The 16,603-nt window shown below is 69.3% G+C and carries 18 protein-coding genes; 8 read left to right on the top strand and 10 right to left on the bottom strand.

The genetic code is table 11. The annotated features are described in order from the left end of the window. Nucleotides 1-43: 43 nt before the first annotated feature. Nucleotides 44-2,026: an acyl CoA:acetate/3-ketoacid CoA transferase gene (locus H288_RS0106170; protein WP_020091719.1), complete on the bottom strand. Its 1,983-nt coding sequence runs from the start codon at nucleotides 2,024-2,026 to the stop codon at nucleotides 44-46. Nucleotides 2,027-2,408: 382 nt separating this feature from the next. Between H288_RS0106170 and H288_RS35590 the strand changes: the two genes are divergently transcribed. Together H288_RS35590 and H288_RS0106180 are read left to right on the top strand one after the other, a co-directional pair. After that, complete coding sequence (locus H288_RS35590) at nucleotides 2,409-2,585, top strand: hypothetical protein (RefSeq protein WP_020091720.1); 177 nt, start codon at nucleotides 2,409-2,411, stop codon at nucleotides 2,583-2,585. Between the two features lie 175 nt (nucleotides 2,586-2,760). Continuing rightward, a complete protein-coding gene (locus H288_RS0106180; RefSeq protein ID WP_020091721.1) occupies nucleotides 2,761-3,081 on the top strand; it encodes a hypothetical protein in 321 nt (106 codons plus the stop codon). Between the two features lie 49 nt (nucleotides 3,082-3,130). Here the strand turns inward: H288_RS0106180 and arsH are convergent, their stop codons facing one another. After that, complete coding sequence (gene arsH / locus H288_RS0106185; protein WP_026604722.1) at nucleotides 3,131-3,856, bottom strand: arsenical resistance protein ArsH; 726 nt, start codon at nucleotides 3,854-3,856, stop codon at nucleotides 3,131-3,133. 92 nt (nucleotides 3,857-3,948) lie between these two features. Here arsH and H288_RS0106190 point away from each other — a divergent pair, with 92 nt between their 5' ends. The 3 genes from H288_RS0106190 to H288_RS0106200 are packed head-to-tail and all read left to right on the top strand — an operon-like array spanning nucleotide 3,949 to nucleotide 5,932. Further along, nucleotides 3,949-4,308, top strand: a complete 360-nt coding sequence (locus H288_RS0106190) for a metalloregulator ArsR/SmtB family transcription factor (protein WP_020091723.1) — start codon at nucleotides 3,949-3,951, stop codon at nucleotides 4,306-4,308. Next, entirely contained in the window at nucleotides 4,301-4,738 is a 438-nt protein-coding gene (arsC, locus tag H288_RS0106195; protein ID WP_020091724.1) for an arsenate reductase (glutaredoxin), read from the top strand. Before H288_RS0106190 ends, arsC begins: the two co-directional genes overlap by 8 nt. 30 nt (nucleotides 4,739-4,768) lie before the next feature. After that, a complete protein-coding gene (locus tag H288_RS0106200; protein WP_020091725.1) occupies nucleotides 4,769-5,932 on the top strand; it encodes an MFS transporter in 1,164 nt (387 codons plus the stop codon). Between the two features lie 16 nt (nucleotides 5,933-5,948). Here the strand turns inward: H288_RS0106200 and H288_RS0106205 are convergent, their stop codons facing one another. From H288_RS0106205 to H288_RS0106220, 4 genes are read right to left on the bottom strand one after another with little or no spacing between them, the layout of a single operon-like run. Next, a complete protein-coding gene (locus tag H288_RS0106205; RefSeq protein WP_020091726.1) occupies nucleotides 5,949-7,238 on the bottom strand; it encodes an FAD-binding oxidoreductase in 1,290 nt (429 codons plus the stop codon). 8 nt (nucleotides 7,239-7,246) lie between these two features. After that, on the bottom strand, nucleotides 7,247-7,978 hold the full coding sequence (locus H288_RS0106210; protein ID WP_020091727.1) for an amino acid ABC transporter ATP-binding protein: 732 nt from the start codon (nucleotides 7,976-7,978) through the stop codon (nucleotides 7,247-7,249). Next, the gene (locus H288_RS0106215) at nucleotides 7,975-8,628 is read right to left on the bottom strand and encodes an amino acid ABC transporter permease (RefSeq protein WP_012317380.1); all 654 of its coding nucleotides are present in this window, start codon (nucleotides 8,626-8,628) and stop codon (nucleotides 7,975-7,977) included. Before H288_RS0106215 ends, H288_RS0106210 begins: the two co-directional genes overlap by 4 nt. Nucleotides 8,629-8,633: 5 nt before the next feature. Beyond that, nucleotides 8,634-9,407: an ABC transporter substrate-binding protein gene (locus tag H288_RS0106220; protein ID WP_026604723.1), complete on the bottom strand. Its 774-nt coding sequence runs from the start codon at nucleotides 9,405-9,407 to the stop codon at nucleotides 8,634-8,636. Nucleotides 9,408-9,552: 145 nt separating this feature from the next. On the opposite strand from H288_RS0106220, the gene H288_RS0106225 reads away from it, so the two are divergent. Continuing rightward, a complete protein-coding gene (locus tag H288_RS0106225; RefSeq protein WP_234081040.1) occupies nucleotides 9,553-10,164 on the top strand; it encodes an XRE family transcriptional regulator in 612 nt (203 codons plus the stop codon). 15 nt (nucleotides 10,165-10,179) lie between these two features. Here H288_RS0106225 and H288_RS0106230 read toward each other — a convergent pair whose 3' ends face one another. The 3 genes from H288_RS0106230 to H288_RS0106240 are packed head-to-tail and all read right to left on the bottom strand — an operon-like array spanning nucleotide 10,180 to nucleotide 12,742. Further along, entirely contained in the window at nucleotides 10,180-11,493 is a 1,314-nt protein-coding gene (locus H288_RS0106230; RefSeq protein WP_020091731.1) for a TadE/TadG family type IV pilus assembly protein, read from the bottom strand. A 17-nt stretch (nucleotides 11,494-11,510) separates the two neighbouring features. Then, the gene (locus H288_RS0106235; RefSeq protein WP_042673245.1) at nucleotides 11,511-12,149 is read right to left on the bottom strand and encodes a TadE/TadG family type IV pilus assembly protein; all 639 of its coding nucleotides are present in this window, start codon (nucleotides 12,147-12,149) and stop codon (nucleotides 11,511-11,513) included. Beyond that, nucleotides 12,149-12,742, bottom strand: a complete 594-nt coding sequence (locus H288_RS0106240; RefSeq protein WP_020091733.1) for a TadE/TadG family type IV pilus assembly protein — start codon at nucleotides 12,740-12,742, stop codon at nucleotides 12,149-12,151. The genes H288_RS0106235 and H288_RS0106240 overlap by 1 nt, the downstream gene beginning before the upstream one ends. Before the next feature lie 463 nt (nucleotides 12,743-13,205). Between H288_RS0106240 and H288_RS0106250 the strand changes: the two genes are divergently transcribed. Both H288_RS0106250 and H288_RS0106255 read left to right on the top strand, forming a co-directional pair. After that, entirely contained in the window at nucleotides 13,206-13,757 is a 552-nt protein-coding gene (locus H288_RS0106250; RefSeq protein WP_020091735.1) for a protein phosphatase CheZ, read from the top strand. Between the two features lie 23 nt (nucleotides 13,758-13,780). Further along, the gene (locus H288_RS0106255; RefSeq protein WP_020091736.1) at nucleotides 13,781-14,857 is read left to right on the top strand and encodes an HD domain-containing phosphohydrolase; all 1,077 of its coding nucleotides are present in this window, start codon (nucleotides 13,781-13,783) and stop codon (nucleotides 14,855-14,857) included. Between the two features lie 174 nt (nucleotides 14,858-15,031). Here H288_RS0106255 and H288_RS0106260 read toward each other — a convergent pair whose 3' ends face one another. Further along, nucleotides 15,032-16,375 carry a dicarboxylate/amino acid:cation symporter gene (locus H288_RS0106260; RefSeq protein ID WP_020091737.1) on the bottom strand — a complete coding sequence of 448 codons (1,344 nt, stop codon included), beginning with the start codon at nucleotides 16,373-16,375 and terminating at the stop codon, nucleotides 15,032-15,034. Nucleotides 16,376-16,603 lie beyond the last annotated feature (228 nt).

A 16,603-nucleotide genomic window follows, 5' to 3' on the forward strand; every position in this document is an offset into this window, starting at 1 on the left:
CGCCCGGCGCGCCCGGCGCGCCCGGAGCGGACCCGGCCGGCCGTCACGCCGCCGACGCGACCGCCGGGGAGATGCGCTTGCGGGCCTTCTTGTCCTCGGTGCTGCTGACGAAGGCCTGCGCCTCCTCCTTGCGCTCGAAGACGTGCGGCGCGACCCCGCGCTTGTTCAGGGCCTCCTCCATCTTGAGGCGCAGGAAGGCGCTGGTCGCGTAGCGGGTCGTGGTCGCGTAGTAGTTCGCCTGCAGGTACTGGACCATGCCGGCGTAGTCGTCGACCAAGTTCTCGTTGAGCCGGAAGCCGTCGTGATTGATCACGGCGTTGACCCGCTGGCCCGCCTTCCGGCAGGCCTCGACGATGGTCATGCGCAGCTCGTCCATGTCGCCCTTTACCCGGCAGTACCAGCCTTCCAGGTTGACGAAGAGGATGTTGCGCTCGCCGTCGTAGCTGACGCGGGACTTCAGATCGAGGTTGAGCAGATCCGAGATCAGCTCCATCGGCTCCTCGCGGAAGATGCGCGGATCCATCGGCACCGGATTGCGCACGACGGGCGCGAAATCCATGTGGGCGAGGATGTCGCGCTCGATGTCGATCCCCGGCGCGACCTCGATCAGTTCCAAGCCCTCCGGAGTCAGCTGGAAGACGCAGCGCTCGGTCACGTAGAGGACCGGCTGCGACCGCTCGACCGCGTAGGGGCCCGAGAAGGTGTTCTGCTGGACCTGGGTGACGAACTTGCGGGCCTTGCCCTCGTTCACGATGCGCACCTGACCGTCGGACACCGCGATCTCGAGACCGCCGGCCGTGAACGTCCCGGCGAACACGACGGTGCGGGCGTTCTGCGAGATGTTGATGAAGCCGCCGCAGCCGTTCAGCTTGCCGCCGAACCGCGAGGTGTTGACGTTGCCGGCCGCGTCGCACTCGGCCATGCCCAGGCAGGTCATGTCGAGGCCGCCGCCGTCGTAGAAGTCGAACATCTGGTTCTGGTCGATGATGCAGTCGGCGTTCGTGGCCGCGCCGAAGCTCGAACCGGACGCCAGCACCCCGCCGACCGCGCCCGCCTCGGTGGTGAGGGTGATGTAGGGGGTGATCTTCTCCTCGTTGGCGACCGACGAGATGCCCTCGGGCGCGCCGACGCCGAGATTGACCACGCCGTTCGGCGGCAGCTCGAAGGCGGCGCGGCGCGCGATGATCTTGCGCTCGTTGAGCGCCATCCGCTTGATGCCGGTGACCGGGACCCGGATCTCGCCGGCGAGCGCCGCGTCGTGCATCACGCCGTAGTTCATCCGGTGCATCTCGGGTTCGGCGACCACCACGCAGTCAACGAGGATGCCGGGCACGCGCACGTCCTTCGGCAGAAGGTAGCCGTCGTCAACGATGCGCTCGACCTGGGCGATGACGATGCCGCCGTTGTTGCGGGCCGCCATTGCCTGGGCGAGGCAGTCCAGGGTCAGCGCCTCCTTCTCGTAGGAGAGGTTGCCCGACGGATCGGCCGAGGTGGCCCGGATGAAGGCCACGTCGATCTTGGTCGCCGTGTAGAACAGCCACTCCTCGCCATCGACCTCGACGAGCTTGACGATGTCCTCGGTAGTCAGTTCGTTTACCTTGGCGCCCCCGTGGCGCGGGTCGACATAGGTCTTCAGGCCGACCTTCGAGAACAGACCCGGCTGGCCCGCCGCGCAGGCCCGGTAGAGCTGGGAGATCACGCCCTGGGGCAGGTTGTAGCCGCGGATCAGGTTGTCCTGCGCGGCCTTGGCGACCTTGGGCATGCGGCCGAAATTGGCCGCGATGACCCGCGTGAGAAGGCCGTCATGGTGCAGGCGGCCGGTGCCGAGCCCTTTGCTGTCGCCGGCGCCGGCCGTCATGATCAGGGTGAGGCCGCGGGGTGATCCGGTCTCGACGAACCGCTTCTCGAGGGCGGCGTGCAGGGCCTCCGGGATGCAGCTCTGGACGAACCCCGTGGTGGTCACGACGTCGTTCTCGCGGATCAGCGCGATCGCCTCTTCCGCCGAGATGACCTTGTTCTTCCTCATGGAGCCCGTGATCCTCCCCGGCACGTAGAGGTGCGGCCGGCCGTGATGCCCGTCGCCTCCGACTGTGCCATGCGCCGCCCCCGTGGTGCCGGGACGTCTCGGCCCCGGAGATCGGCTGAGTTTTGAATACGATCGTTATTGCACCGCATCAATATTTGCGGCATCGCACGAGGGCACATGCCGGCGCCGTGACAGTACTCCGAAAATGAGTGTGGGCGCTCCTGAAAAACTCTTCGGTCCACGATCAGAAAAATTGCGCGCGTCGCGGGGCCGTCGGCCGCCTGTGCTCCGCCGCACGCGATTTCCATGGTCCGCGTGCGCCGCCTCACCGCGGCGTCCCGGGATCCGGTGTCTCTCGGTCTGGACACGACAGGAGGCGATCATGAACCGAGATCCGAGAGCCCGGAGCAGGCAGGCCGACGGCAAGGCCCGGACGGCGGAGTCCGACCGCGAGAATGATGCCCGCGCACGCGCGGCGGTGGTGGATGCCTGGCGCCGGGCACTGCTCCGGATGCGCGAGCGGCGCGCGACCGAGGACCGCGCCGATCCGGGCCATTGAGGCCCGGGGAGAGGCGAGCGGACCGGTCCGGCGCCCGGCGGCGACGCGGGGCCGGCGGTCCGGATCGGCCCCCGACGTCGCCCGAATGGGGACGGGGACCGACCCTTTTTCTCTACTTGGCGCGACGCGGCGGGAGCGGCACAGCGTGAGCAACGAACGGGGAGTATGTGAGCCGATGGACGACGACGTCGCAGACGGCATGGACGGCGGCGACGCGAGTTCCGCGGCGGCTCAGGAGGCGAACGGGATCGCCTTCCTGCTGGCGAGCGCCGCCTACCTGACGCTCGCAGACGCGCATCTGCGGCGGGAAGGTCCGGAGGGGCTCGCCCTGATGGACGAGATCGAGGACCGGATCACGGAGGCCCTGCGGAGCTTCGTCGAGGAGACGTCCTACGAGGATGCGCGGCCGGACATCCTCCAGCACGCGACCCGCAAGGTCCGCGCCCTCCTCGAAGCGGGACGCTCGCTGGCGCCGGAGATGCGGCGATTCCAGTGAGCACCGGCCCGGGCCGGACCGCGTGGCGGCGCGCTCGGGCCGGCGGGGCTCAGGCGCCCGGCGGTGAGGGCTTCGCGAAGCCGATATCGGCCGCGACACCGGCGAGCCGGTCGGGATCGCGCTCCTTGCGCTCGCTGTAGCGGTCCACGAGGTAATCGGCGCATCCGCGGGTCAGCAGCGTGAACTTCATGAGTTCCTCGCACACGTCGACGACCCGGTCGTAGAGCGGCCCGGGCCTCATACGGCCCGCCTCGTCGAACTCCCGGTAGGCCATCGGCACCGAGGACTGGTTGGGGATCGTGATCATCCGCATCCAGCGGCCGAGGACGCGCAGGGCGTTCACGGCGTTGAAGCTCTGAGAGCCGCCCGAGACCTGCATCACCGCGAGGGTCCGGCCCTGCGTCGGGCGCAGACTCCCCTCGGACAGGGGCAGCCAGTCGATCTGGCTCTTCATCACGCCGGTGAGCGCGCCGTGCCGCTCGGGCGAGACCCAGACCTGCCCCTCGGACCAGGCCGAGAGGGCGCGGATCTCCCGCACCTTCGGATGGTCGGCGGTCGCGTCGTCGGGCAGCGGCAGGCCGTCGGCGTGGTAGATGCGGACCTCGCCGCCCATCGCCTCCAGGAGCCGCGCGGCCTCATAGGCCAGGAACCGGCTGAAGGAGCGTTCGCGGAGCGACCCGTACAGGATCAGGAAGCGCGGCGCGTGCGCGAGCGGGATCCCCCGACCGGCCCCGTCGGTCGGCGTTGCGAAATGCGCCGCGCTGAGATTCGGCAGGCCGTCACGGACCGAAGGGGCAGGGGCCGGGCTCTTGCTCACCGGGACGCTTTCTCATACGTTCAAACAACCGTTTGAAGATTGTCGGGAAAATGGACGACGCGCAAGCCCTGACGGCCTTCGCGGCCCTGGCGCAGGAGCACAGACTGCGGCTGGTGCGGGCGCTGGTGAGAGCCGGTCCGGAGGGCCTCGCCTCCGGGACGCTGGCCGCGGCGGTCGGCGTGTCGGCCGCCACGGTGTCGCATCACCTGAAGGAACTGAGCCGCGCCGGGCTGGTCAGCTCGCGGCGCGACGGTCGCTCCATCCTCTACAGTGCCGCCTACCCGGTGCTGGCCGATCTGATCGCGTTCCTGATGCGCGATTGCTGCCAGGGCCGCGCGGAGATCTGCACGCCGGCGGCGGAGACCCTGGCCGCCTGCCTCAGCCCCTCGGGAGACGCCGCACATGTCTGAGCCGTTCGACGTCGTGATCTACCACAATCCGGCCTGCGGCACGTCGCGCAACACCCTCGCGATGATCCGTAACGCCGGGATCGAGCCCCACGTGATCGAGTATCTCAAGACGCCGCCGGCCCGCGCGCTGCTGCTACAGCTCCTCGACCGCGCCGGGCTGTCGGTGCGCGACGTGCTCCGGGAGAAGGGCACGCCCTACGCCGAGCTCGACCTCGGCAACCCGGACCTGACCGACGGGCAGTTGCTCGACGCCGTCGCGGCGCATCCGGTCCTGCTCAACCGGCCGCTGGTGGTCACGCCGAAGGGCGTACGCCTGTGCCGCCCATCGGAGGCGGTGCTGGATCTCCTGCCGCCGCAGCGGGGCGGGTTCGTGAAGGAGGACGGCGAGCCGGTGGTCGACGAGCAGGGCCGCCGTGTCGCCACGGCCTGAGCGCCCGCGGGCCGTGGCGGCGGTCCGGACATGAGCGAAGCCAGCCGCTGGCCGGTGATCGCCGCACTCGGCGTCGTGGAGATCCTCGCCTGGGGCTCGTCGTTCTACCTGCCGGCGGTGATGGCGGCCCCCATCGCCGAGAGCACCGGCTGGCCCCTCGCCTGGGTGGTCGGCGGACTGGCCTTCGGCCTCCTCGTCGCGGCCCTCGCCTCGCCGCATGTCGGGGCGGCGATCCACCGGCACGGCGGGCGGCCGGTCCTCGCCCTCGCGGCGCTGCTCCTCGCCGCCGGGCTGACCGTCGTGGCCGTGGCGCCGAGCCTGCCGATCTATCTCGCCGGCTGGCTGATCCTCGGCGCCGGCATGGGCTGCGGCCTGTACGACCCCGCCTTCGCGACCCTCGGGCGGCTCTACGGCGCGGCCGCGCGGCCGGCCATCACCACGCTGACCCTCTGGGGCGGGTTCGCCAGCACCGTGTGCTGGCCGCTCTCGGCCTTCCTGGTGGCCCATGTCGGCTGGCGGGGCGCCTGCCTCACCTATGCCGGCCTGCACCTCGCCGTGACGCTGCCGCTCATCCTCGCGATGATCCCGCACGCGCCGGAACTCCCGGTCTCCGACGGGCCACAGGAGGCGGGGTCCGCGCCGCTATCGACCCGGGAGCGCCGCGCGTTCCTGCTGTTCGCGGGGGTGCTGGTCCTCGGCGGCGCGATCATGTCCCAGGTGTCGGTCCACCTGCTCACCCTGCTGCAGGCGCGCGGCGTGTCGCTCGCCGCCGCCGTCTCGTACGGGGCGCTGATCGGGCCCGCGCAGGTGAGCGCCCGCGTCGCCGAGATCTCCCTCAAGGGCCGCCACCACCCGCTCTGGACACTGACGGCCGCCTTCGGCCTGATCGCCCTCGGGCTGTGGCTCCTTGCGGCCGGGCTGCCGGGCGTGGCGCTCTGGCTGGTGCTCTACGCGGGCGGCAACGGGATCTACTCGATCGCTCGCGGCACGGTCCCGCTCGCCCTGTTCGGCCCCGTGCGCTACCCGCTGGTGGTCGGCCGCCTCGCCCGGCCGGCCCTGGCCGCCCAGGCCCTGGCGCCGCCGGCTGGGGCCGTCGTGCTCACCCATGTCGGGCCGGGGGCCCTGTGGTGGATGCTCCTCGCGCTGGCGCTCGCCGCCCTGGGCCTGATCGGGGCGCTGTGGCGCGCGCGGTGACGGCGAGCCGGTAGGATCAGCGGATGCCGCCGTCGCGCAGGCGGTACCAGGCGATGATCGCCGAGACGTACAGCCGGTTCAGCCCGTGGAGCGGCAGCGGCTCGATCGGCGTCAGCGGCAGGGGCAGGTTGCCGGCATCTCCGGTCGCGATGTAGGCGGCCATCGCCCGGCCCATCGCCGACTGGAGGCCGACGCCCCGGCCCTGGCAGCCGATATCGATGAGGAGCCCGGGCGCCGGCTCGTGGAGATGGGGCAGGTAGTCCCGGGTGATCGCGACGCGGCCGCACCAGCGATGGTCGAAGGCGATCCCGTCGAGCTGGGGGAAGAGCTTGCCGACGATCCGCTCGAGATGGGCCCAGTCGGCGGGGTCGCGCGGCTCCCGGAACGGACCGCGGCCGCCCATCAGCAGGCGTCCGGTATGGTCGAGGCGGAAGTAGAGCAGGAGCTTGCGCGTGTCCGAGGAGACATGGCCTTCGGGCAGGATCGAGCGCCGCAGGTTGTCGGTCAGCGGCACCGTGGCGACCTGGAACGAGTTCGCCGCGATCACCGTCCGCGCGAGGTTCGGCCACAGGCCGCCCGTGTAGCCGTTGGTGCACAGCACGACCCGGCCGGTCGTCACCCGCTCGCCCTGGGCCGTGGTGACGGTCCAGCCCGATCCGGTCCGTTCGAGGCCGGTGACCGGCGATCCGCCGTGGATCGTGGCGCCGGCCTTCTGGGCGGCCCGGGCGAGGCCGCGGGCGTAGCTCAGGGGCTGGATCGCCCCGCCGCGGCTGTCGAGCCAGCCGCCGAGATAGCGGTCGGTCCCCAGCAGCTGCTCGGTCTCGGCCCTGTCGAGGACGCGGGTGGGCGCACCGAGATCCGCCCACTGGGCCGCCCGCTTGGCGACCTCGGCGAGCCCGGCCTCGGTGTGGGCGCCCTGGATCCAGCCGGCGCGGGAATGCGGCACGTCCATCCCGTGCCGGGCGATGAGGTCGAACACGACGTCGGCGGTCCCGCCGGCGAAGCGCGCGAGCCGCTCGCCGCGCTCCCGACCGAACCGCGCGACGAGGTCGGCGGGATCGTATTTGAGGCCGGGGATGACCTGGCCACCGTTGCGACCGGACCCGCCGTAGCCGACCTCCTGCGCCTCGAGCACGACGGGTCGGATGCCGCGCTCGGCGAGATGCAGGGCGGTGGACAGGCCGCAGAACCCGCCGCCGACGATCACCACCTCGGCTAGGCCGGATCGGGCCAGCGGCGGCGTGTCCGGCGCGGGCGCCGCCGTCGTGGCCCAGAGCGAGGGTGCGAGCGGGAACGGTTCGGCCACGGCGTGTCCTAGAGCGGGTGCAGCACGCGCTGCAGGAAGTCCCGGGTACGCGGATTCTGCGGCCGGTTGAGGACCTCGGCGGCCGGCCCCTGCTCGACGAGTCGGCCGCCGTCGAGGAAGAGGACCCGGTCGGCGACCTCGCGGGCGAAGCCGATCTCGTGGGTGACCACGAGCATCGTCATACCCTCGTCGGCGAGGGCGCGCATGACCTTCAGCACGTCGCCGACGAGCTCGGGATCGAGGGCCGAGGTCGGCTCGTCGAACAGGATCGCCTCCGGCCGCATGGCGAGCGCCCGGGCGATCGCGACGCGCTGCTGCTGCCCGCCGGAGAGCTCGTTCGGCCGGGCGTGCTCCTTGCCCGAGAGCCCGACCCGGGCGAGCAGGGCGCGCGCCCGCTCCTCGGCCTCGCCCCGGGGCTCGCCCTTCACGTGGATCGGCCCCTCGACGACGTTCTCGAGCGCGGTCCGGTTGGCGAACAGGTTGAAGCGCTGGAAGACCATCGAGACCCGGGTGCGGATCGCCTTGATGCCGCGCTTGTCCCGGTCGACACGCTGCCCGTCGACGCGGATCTCGCCGCCGTCGTAGGCCTCGAGCCCGTTGATGCAGCGCAGGAGTGTCGACTTGCCGGATCCCGAGGGCCCGATGATGCAGACGACCTCGCCCTTGGTGACCTCGGCCGAGACGCCCTTGATCACCTCCAGCGCGCCGTAATGCTTGCGGACGTCCTCCAGCACGATCATCGATGCCGTCCCTTCGCCTCGAAGTGGCGGACCAGCAGGATCAGCGGCAGGCTCAGCGCGAGGTACATCAGCGCCACCAGCGTGTAGACGCTGGTGTTCTTGAAGGTCGACGAGGCGATCAGCTTTCCCTGGAGCGCCAGCTCGGCGACCGTGATGGTCGAGGCCTGCGACGAGTCCTTGAGCATCATGATCATGATGTTGCCGTAGGGCGGCAGCGCGATCCGGATCGCCTGCGGCAGGATCACCCGCCGCATGGTCATGCCCCAGCCCATGCCGATCGACAGCGCCGCCTCGACCTGGCCGCGATCCACCGCCTCGATGCCGGCGCGGAAGTTCTCGGCCTGATAGGCCGAGTAGGCGATGCCGAGCCCGATGATCGCCGCCTGGACGGCGGTGAGCGACAGGCCGAAATCGGGCATCACGAAGTAGATGTAGAACAGCTGCACGATGATCGGGATGCCGCGCAGGATGTTGATCATCACCGCGCTGAAGCCCGACAGGATCGCGATGCCGGAGACCCGCATCACCGCCCAGACCAGCCCGAGCAGCGTCGAGACCACCAGGGACGCGATCGTGATCAGGATCGTGAGCTGCACGCCCTGCAGCAGGATCGGCAGGTAGTCCTGCGCGTCGGCGAGGAACTCGCGCATGAAGGTCAGGACCGGTCGGCCGACGGCGGCAGACCCCACTTGGTCAGGATCGCCTGGAGCGTCCCGTCGGCCTTCAGCTTGGCGAGCGCCTTGTCGATCTTGGCGAGGAGCTCGGTGTCGGTCTTGCGGACGCTGAGGCCGACCGAGGCGACGACGGTCGGCTTGAAGGTCTCGACGAGGCGGACGCCGGGAAACAGGCCCTGCTTGACGTAGTAGGCGAGGATCGGCGCGTCGGCGAAGCCGGCCTTCAGCCGCCCGGAATTGACGTCCCGGATGATGTCGGGGATCGCGTCGTAGATCTTCACCTCGTTGAAGAGGCCCGACCTCTTCAGCGGCTCGACGAAGGCGGTGCCGACCTGGGCGCCCACCGTCTCGCCCTTCAGGTCGGCGAAGGACGTGTAGTCCTTCGTGTCGGTCTTCGGGACGATCAGCCCCTCGCCGTAGCTGTAGACGGGCGCCGAGAACGACACGACCTCCTTGCGCTGCGGCGTGATGAACATCGCCGCCGCGATGATATCGATCTTCGAGGCGGTGAGCGCCGGGATCAGCGTCGAGAATTGCAGCGGCTCGACCGCGACCGTGAAACCCGCCTCCTTGCTGACCGCGTTGACGAGGTCGACCATCACGCCTTGAATGCTATTCGTCTTGGTATCGAGGAAGGTGAAGGGCAGGCCGGTGGGCGTCGATCCCACCTTCAGGGCCTGCGCGCCGACGGGAGCGCCGAGGACGCCGAGGAGCAGCGCCGACGACAGACACAGCTTGGCCAACCGTCTTCTCATGGTGCCGCTCCCGTGCAGTGCCCGGGTCACGCGGCGGAAGCCGGGCCCGATTTCATTCTCGTGAAGAATACCGCACGTTTTCGGTATCGACGCAAGCGACTTTCACGTGCATGAAGAAGCACACGAGAGGCAGGCTGGCGTGACGGTGAGCATCCCCCGAGGCGAGGCAACGGGTCCGGAACCGGTCGACCGGGCTGTGGGTCAGCGCCTGCGCGGCCTGCGTCGCGCGCGCGGACTCTCGCTGGAGGCGGTGGCGTCCAGCACGGGCCTGTCGATCGGCTTCATCAGCCAGGTCGAGCGGGGCCTGTCGTCGCCGTCCCTGCGGGTCCTGGCGCTGCTCGCCGACACGCTGCAGATCGGGATCGGCGGCCTGTTCGAAGCGGGGCCGGACGCGCCCGACCCGGATCCCATCGTCGTGTTCCGGAAGGACCGGCCGGAACTTCAGCTCTGGCGGGCCGGCATCACCAAGCAGCTCCTGACCCCGCCAGGGGGCACGCAGGGGATGAGCCTGTTCCACATGGTGCTGAAGCCCGGCGCGAGCACCGGCGACGAGCCGTTCAGCCACGACGGCGAGGAAGCCGGCCTCGTCCTCGCGGGGCGCCTCACCCTGATCGTCGAGGCGCGGACGCTCCAGCTCGCGGAGGGCGACAGCTTCCGCTTCGAGAGCCGGCGGCCGCACCGCTTCAGCAATCCCGACCCGCGCAGCCAGACCACCGTCCTGTGGGTCAACGTCCTCGGATCACCGGCGACGACGTGAGCGGGGCGCGGCGCGTCAGTTGCTCAGGCGCACGCTCGCGAGCGTGGTGCTGAAAAGCTTCAGCATGGCGGCGGTGATGTCGCCGTTCGTGGTCACCGGAAAATACATGCCGTCGGACGCGCAGGCCTGCAGGGCCGGCCCGATCTTCGACTCGTACGGCCTGACGTAGCTGTTGTAGAAATCGTTGTCGTAGATCGGCAGGTACTGCGTGTAGATGATCCCGATCTTGACGTTCTTGTTCTTGAGATTCGTGCAGGTCGAGGGACTCAGCGGCCCGATGAAGCGGTTGCTCTGGATCTGGAAACCCGCGCTCTGGTTGGTGACGCTGCCGCCGGTGTCCTCGACGCCGTCGGTGACCATGAACAGGAACCGGATCGGCTTGTCCGGCGTCAGCCCGTCGCCGCTGGCCGGGATCGTCGCGTTCATCTTCGCGATGGCCCGCTCGAAATCGGTCTGATTGTCGGACTGATTGTAGTAGGCGTAGGCGATATCGATATTCGGGGTCGCGATCTTGATATTGTTTAAGGTCGGCGTCATCGCCTGCAGCCGCGTCTGCGTCACCGAATCGTTGAAGGTCCACATCTCCATCTGGAACTGTTGCGGCAGCAACATGCTGACATTCGCCTGATCGACGAGCGCCGAGACCGCGTCCCTCAGAACCTGGATGCGGAGCTTGATGTTGTTCCGCGACGCCACATGGTAGAAGTCGTTCTGATCGTCGCCGATGATGTTGCCCTTGTTGTCGAAGGTGTGCTGGTGGCAGGCGAACGCGCACCCGTTGGTCGCGCGCTTCATGTTGCTCACGTCGGCATCGGTCGCCGCGAGCCCCATCGACGGCGAGTTGTCGAGCAGCAGGTAGTAGTTGATGTACTGCGAGGTGTTGCGGGTCGCCGAGGACGTGCCGCTGATGGGCATGGCCGGGATCTGCATCATCGATGCTAGGCTGGTCTTGACCGTCGCCGTGTAGGTGGCGGTGAGGCTCAGCGTCTTCGCGCTGTTCACCGGCGCGCCGGGGACGAACGAGGTCACCGTGACGCCCGGAACCTTGGCGGCCTCGGCGCGGAACTGCGTCTCCATGTTCTGCAAGGTCGTCGCCGGGATCGTGTTGGTCTTCTGCGACATCACCGCGAGCACGGCGCCGTCGAGGGCGGTGTCGAGCTGGGTCTTCGCGGCGTTGCGGCGCCCGTAATCGATCGCCGCCGCCGTGGCGAACATGACCGGCAGCGTGACCAGCGCGAACGTCAGCGCGACCTGACCGGAGCGCGCCCGCGGAAACGCCGCGACGGCCAGCCTGAGAGCGCGGTTCAACCGGATGCGGAACACCGACACGGGCCTTCCCTCAAACACTAGTTGTAGACCGGGCAGGCGGTGCCGCCCGGCATGACGATCTCGCTGGGGGTGCGCTCGGACCACGGGATCTGCCGCGAGAAGGTCAATCCGCGGCCGCCGAAGATCCAGCGGTACAGAGCACTCCCGATGATCGGGGTGTAGGGCATCGTGACTTCCGCCAGGATGTAGCGGGCCCCGTCGAACTGATAGGCGGCCGGCGTGGCGGGGAGTCCGTTGCTCCCGTTGGCCTGGTTGGCCGGGCGCTTCGTGGCGTTCTGCGGCCAGCTGGAGCAGACGAAGCCCTTGAGCGACCCGTTGACCGTTTCCACGCCCATCGCGTTGACCACGATCTGCAGGCCGGACGCGTCCAGCGGGCGCAGGATCGCGGTCGCCGCGCTGGTGATCTTCGTCATCCCGTCCTGCGTCGCCAGAGCCATCCCGTTCTGGGTCGCCAGAGCGTTGTCCACCCGTCCGGACAGATCGCTCAGCGTGCGCGCGAACAGGGTCAGCTTCCGGGTCGCGTCGACGACGCGCGTCAGCTCGGCGGTCCCGAAATACAGGACGATCAGCAGGGGCAGGACGAGCGCGAACTCGACGGCGGCGATCCCGCGCTCATCGTGGCGGAAGCGGCTCAAGCCGATCGGCAGGCCGCCCATCACGAGCACCCCGACGGCGCGGAGTAGGGCTCCACCTTGAACACCGTCGCGGCCTGCAGCACCCGCCGCTTGTTCGGCAGGTTGGGCACGGCGGCACCGAGCAGCGGGAAGAAGACCGGGATGTCGACCGCGGCCTGCACGATCACGATGGCCGAGTTCCCGGCGCAGGCGTAGCTGGCGAAGTTCGGGTTCCAGTCGCTCGCACCGCTGGCGTTGGTCGCGACCGGCGAGACCGGGGTGGCGGACCCGTAATCGGCCACCTTCATCACGCTGACCCGGACGTTGGCGCAGGTGAAGATCGTGATCCGGGGCGTGCCGTTCGGCTGCGTGCAGATCGCCGTCCGGAAGCGGCTCATCAGCGTCGCGGGGTCGGTTGTGCCGGCGTTCGTCGTCTGGAACGTGCCCGTGTAGATCTGCCGGCTGGCGTCGGACACCGCCTGCTGGAGGATCTCCTGCTCCCAGAACACGATCCCGTTCTCGAGGCAGGCCCCGACCAGCGCGAAGAACGGCAGGGCCACCAGGGCGAACTCCACGGCCGTCGCGCCCCCGCGTGCCCGCGCGAAGCGCGCGGCCCGTTCTCGGAGGTCGAGCAAGCGCGACGCCGCTCGGATTGCCCTGCTCACATCCCAACTCGAAATCGGAACCACCGAGCTCGAGAGAGCATCAAAAGCTTACTTTTCTCCGCGCATCACTGCTCAAAGTCGTGCCGTTCACGCACATGTGCTACCGAGCGGGCGCCGGAATAGTTCGTTAGCATCAACCAACAGTTGAGAGCGCCGCTGTTCCAGCCCTCATCGGTAACGCGGCGAGATCGCACTCGTCGGTCAGGCGGAGATCGTCGCGTCGACGTCGCGCGAAGCGGTCGACAAGACGAGGCGCGGGTTCGGCGCACGTTCGGCGTGCTTTGACGTATGGATGACGTGGAAATAGGACATTGCACAGTCACGATCGGCCGGAGCGGCACAGAATCGCGTCGAGATAAGTGCCATTAAGCGCGGCTTAAGAGGTCGCCGATAGTTTCACCGGGCAATATAAACCGCATGGCGATCCCCGATCATGGCCCGCGCTCTGCCGGACGTTGCCTCCATCGAAGAGGGTGTTGGGCTCCTCCGGACCCAGCTCCTGTCGATCTCCGACGCGATCGCGCGCACGCGCCAGGAGATCGCCGACCTCCGGCAGGAACAGGAGACGAGCCGCGCGCGGGACGAGCTCCTCGCCGTGGTGCAGGGCACCGAGGACGCCACCAACGCGATCCTGACGGCTTCGGAGAAGGTGGACACGCTCGCGCGCGGCATCGTCAGACGGTCGGGCGAGGACGCCAACCGGGCCGACGCCCGAGCCATCCAGATCGAGATGCAGACGATCTTCGAATCCTGCAATTTCCAGGACCTTACCGGCCAGCGGATCTCGAAGGTCGTGCGCACGATCGTCCTCGTCGAGGAGCGGATCGGCGAGATGCTGCGCGTCTGGTCCGGTCCCGGCGACCCGCCGTCGCGGCCGAATCCGACGGCCGACACGCGCAGCGAGGAGGCGGCCCTGCTCAACGGCCCCGTCCTGCCCGGCGACGCCTCGGTATCGCAGGACACGGTCGACGCGATGTTCCCGTAAGGCGCGGTCCGGAAGGCGTGCCGATGGGCCGGATACTCCTCATCACGGACGATCCCGCACGCAGCCAGGTCCTGGCTCAGGACCTGTCCGATGGCCTGTCCTGTGAGCTCCACGATCTGCGCGCCGCGGAATTGCCCCTCGGCGGCGCGACCGCGATCGTCACCGACGTGCACGATCTGGGCGCGAGCTCCGTCGAGCGCCTCCGCCGCCGTCTCGCGGAGGTCCGGCACGGCGCTCCGCTGACCGTCCTGCTCCACACCGACAGCCCACGAACCCGGCTGCTCGGCGTCGCCCTCGGCGCGACCCACACGCTGTGCGCGCCCTTCGACACGGATCGCCTGCGGGAGACGCTGGGGGCGCCGCGCGCGACCGCGCGCCTCGCGACCTTCGCGGACGAGCCCCTGCCGGCCTGCGCCGTGCGGACGGCCGCGGCGGTGCGCGGATTCTACGCCTCGGTGTTCGTGCCCGACCAGCCGATCACGCCCGGCGTCATCGACAACGGAACCCAGGCCATCGACCTCGCGATCCGGGACACCGGGATCCGCGACTGGGTCCGGGCGGTCCGCCAGTTCGACGACGCCACGCACCAGCACTGCCTGCTGGTCGCCGGTCTGGCGGCGGCCTTCGCGGCGAGCCTCGGCCTCGGCGAGCAGGAGCGCCACCGCCTGACCAAGGCGGCCCTGCTGCACGACGTCGGCAAGATCCACATCCCGGCCGCGATCCTCAACAAGCCGGGCCGGCTCGACGACGCCGAGCTGGCCGTCATGCGGCTGCATCCGGAGAAGGGCTACAGCATGCTCGTCGATCAGGGCTTCGAGCAGCAGATGCTGCACGTCGTCCGGTCGCACCACGAGATGCTCGATGGGTCGGGCTATCCGGACCGGCTCAAGGGGGAGGAGATCCCCGACCTCGTCCGCCTCGTCACCGTCTGCGACATCCACGCGGCCCTGATCGAGCAGCGGCCCTACAAGCAGCCCATGGCGAGCGAGGCGGCCTACGCGATCCTGGAGGGCATGGCGGGGCGGCTCGACCCCGCGATCGTCGGCGCGTTCCGGCCGGTCGTCGCCGCCTTCGCGCCCCACACCCTCGACGCGGCCTGACAGCGTTCGGCGGCGTCGGGCCGCGGCTCCGTCGCGTTCCTTCGGCCGCGTTCCTTCGGCCGCGTTCCTTCGGCATGCGAGAGCCGCGCCGCGGTGGGATCCGCGGCGCGGCGTGCGTTTTCCACCGTCACGGCGTCGCGCGCTGCGCCGTGCGCGGCCCGCGACGCCGCTGGCTCACTCGGCCGGCTGGAGAGCCGGCGCGGGGGGAAGCGGCGCCATGGTCTGGCCGGACAGGGCCGCGGCGAGCTTGGCCTCGTCGACCTCGTTCTCCCAGCGCGCCACCACGATGCAGGCCACCGCGTTGCCGATGAAGTTGGTCAGCGCCCGGCACTCCGACATGAAGCGGTCGACGCCGAGGATCAGCGCCATGCCGACCACCGGCACTGAGGGCACCACGGCGAGCGTCGCCGCCAGGGTGATGAAGCCCGAGCCGGTGACGCCGGCGGCACCCTTGGACGACAGCATGGCGACGAGCAGCAGCAGCGCCTGCTCACCGTAGCTCAGCGGCGTGTCGGTCGCCTGCGCGATGAACAGCGCCGCCATGGTCATGTAGATGTTGGTGCCGTCGAGGTTGAACGAGTAGCCCGTGGGCACCACGAGGCCGACGACCGGCTTCGAGCAGCCGGCCCGCTCCATCTTCTCCAGCAGCGAGGGCAGTGCCGACTCGGAGGACGACGTGCCGAGCACGAGGAGCAGCTCTTCCTTGATGTAACGGATGAGCTTGATGATCGAGAAGCCGTTGTAGCGGGCGACCGCCCCGAGCACGACCAGCACGAAGATCGCCGACGTCAGGTAGAAGGCGCCGACGAGGTAGGCGAGGTTGGCCAGCGAGCTGATCCCGTACTTGCCGATCGTGAACGCCATCGCGCCGAAGGCGCCGATCGGGGCGACCTTCATGATGATGTTGACGACGCCGAAGATCGCCTCGGACAGGACCTTGATGATGTCGAGCACCGGCTTGCCGCGGTCGCCCAGGAAGGCGAGACCGAAGCCGAACAGCACCGAGAAGAACAGCACCTGCAGGATCTCACCGCCCGCGAACGCGCCGACCGCCGTCGTGGGAATGATGTTCATCAGGAAGTCGACGATGCTCTGCTCCTTCGCCTTGCCGGCGTAGGTGGCGACCGCCTTCGGATCGAGCGACTTCGGATCGATGTGCAGGCCGTTGCCTGGCTGGAGCACGTTGGCGACGATGAGGCCGACGATCAGCGCCAGCGTCGAGAACGTCAGGAAGTAGATCAGCGCCTTGCCGCCGACCCGACCGACCTTCTCGAGGTTGGTCATCCCGGCGATGCCGGAGACGACGGTCAGGAAGATCACCGGCGCGATGATCATCTTGACGAGCTTGATGAAGGCGTCGCCCAGCGGCTTCAACTCGGCGCCGAGCTGCGGGTAGAAATGGCCGAGCAGGATGCCGATCGCGACGGCGACCAGAACCTGGAAGTACAGGGTCCGGTACAGCGGCTTCGATTTGGCGGGCGGATGCGGGGCGGTGAGTGGTGACGGTACGACAGCCATCGGGCGTTCTCCCTGTCTCGGGTTTCGGGCGGGGCGGCTCGCGTCGGGGTGTCCCGGCGGTGTCCGCGCTTGCTGTTGGCCTTCCGGCGCGCAGCCGTTCTCTGACGACATGGCTGCGTTTCGTGACGAGAATGGCAACCGGCATGCCAATTGACCGACGGCCGCTACATTTCTTTAACCACTTGCTGGAGATAGCTTTTTTCAAGCAGACTCCCGGCAGGGCCGCGG

This window comes from Methylobacterium sp. 285MFTsu5.1, assembly GCF_000383455.1.
Taxonomy (GTDB): domain Bacteria; phylum Pseudomonadota; class Alphaproteobacteria; order Rhizobiales; family Beijerinckiaceae; genus Methylobacterium.

Bases quoted from the DNA above. Each gene is read 5' to 3' on its own strand.
- H288_RS0106180 (WP_020091721.1), top strand. From the start codon at position 2,761: ATGGACGACGACGTCGCAGACGGCATGGACGGCGGCGACGCGAGTTCC.
- H288_RS0106215 (WP_012317380.1), bottom strand. From the start codon at position 8,628: ATGCGCGAGTTCCTCGCCGACGCGCAGGACTACCTGCCGATCCTGCTG.
- H288_RS0106235 (WP_042673245.1), bottom strand. From the start codon at position 12,149: ATGGGCGGCCTGCCGATCGGCTTGAGCCGCTTCCGCCACGATGAGCGC.
- arsC (WP_020091724.1), top strand. From the start codon at position 4,301: ATGTCTGAGCCGTTCGACGTCGTGATCTACCACAATCCGGCCTGCGGC.
- H288_RS0106260 (WP_020091737.1), bottom strand. From the start codon at position 16,375: ATGGCTGTCGTACCGTCACCACTCACCGCCCCGCATCCGCCCGCCAAA.
- H288_RS35590 (WP_020091720.1), top strand. From the start codon at position 2,409: ATGAACCGAGATCCGAGAGCCCGGAGCAGGCAGGCCGACGGCAAGGCC.
- H288_RS0106220 (WP_026604723.1), bottom strand. From the start codon at position 9,407: ATGAGAAGACGGTTGGCCAAGCTGTGTCTGTCGTCGGCGCTGCTCCTC.
- H288_RS0106255 (WP_020091736.1), top strand. From the start codon at position 13,781: ATGGGCCGGATACTCCTCATCACGGACGATCCCGCACGCAGCCAGGTC.
- H288_RS0106250 (WP_020091735.1), top strand. From the start codon at position 13,206: ATGGCCCGCGCTCTGCCGGACGTTGCCTCCATCGAAGAGGGTGTTGGG.
- H288_RS0106210 (WP_020091727.1), bottom strand. From the start codon at position 7,978: ATGATCGTGCTGGAGGACGTCCGCAAGCATTACGGCGCGCTGGAGGTG.
- H288_RS0106170 (WP_020091719.1), bottom strand. From the start codon at position 2,026: ATGAGGAAGAACAAGGTCATCTCGGCGGAAGAGGCGATCGCGCTGATC.
- H288_RS0106200 (WP_020091725.1), top strand. From the start codon at position 4,769: ATGAGCGAAGCCAGCCGCTGGCCGGTGATCGCCGCACTCGGCGTCGTG.
- H288_RS0106190 (WP_020091723.1), top strand. From the start codon at position 3,949: ATGGACGACGCGCAAGCCCTGACGGCCTTCGCGGCCCTGGCGCAGGAG.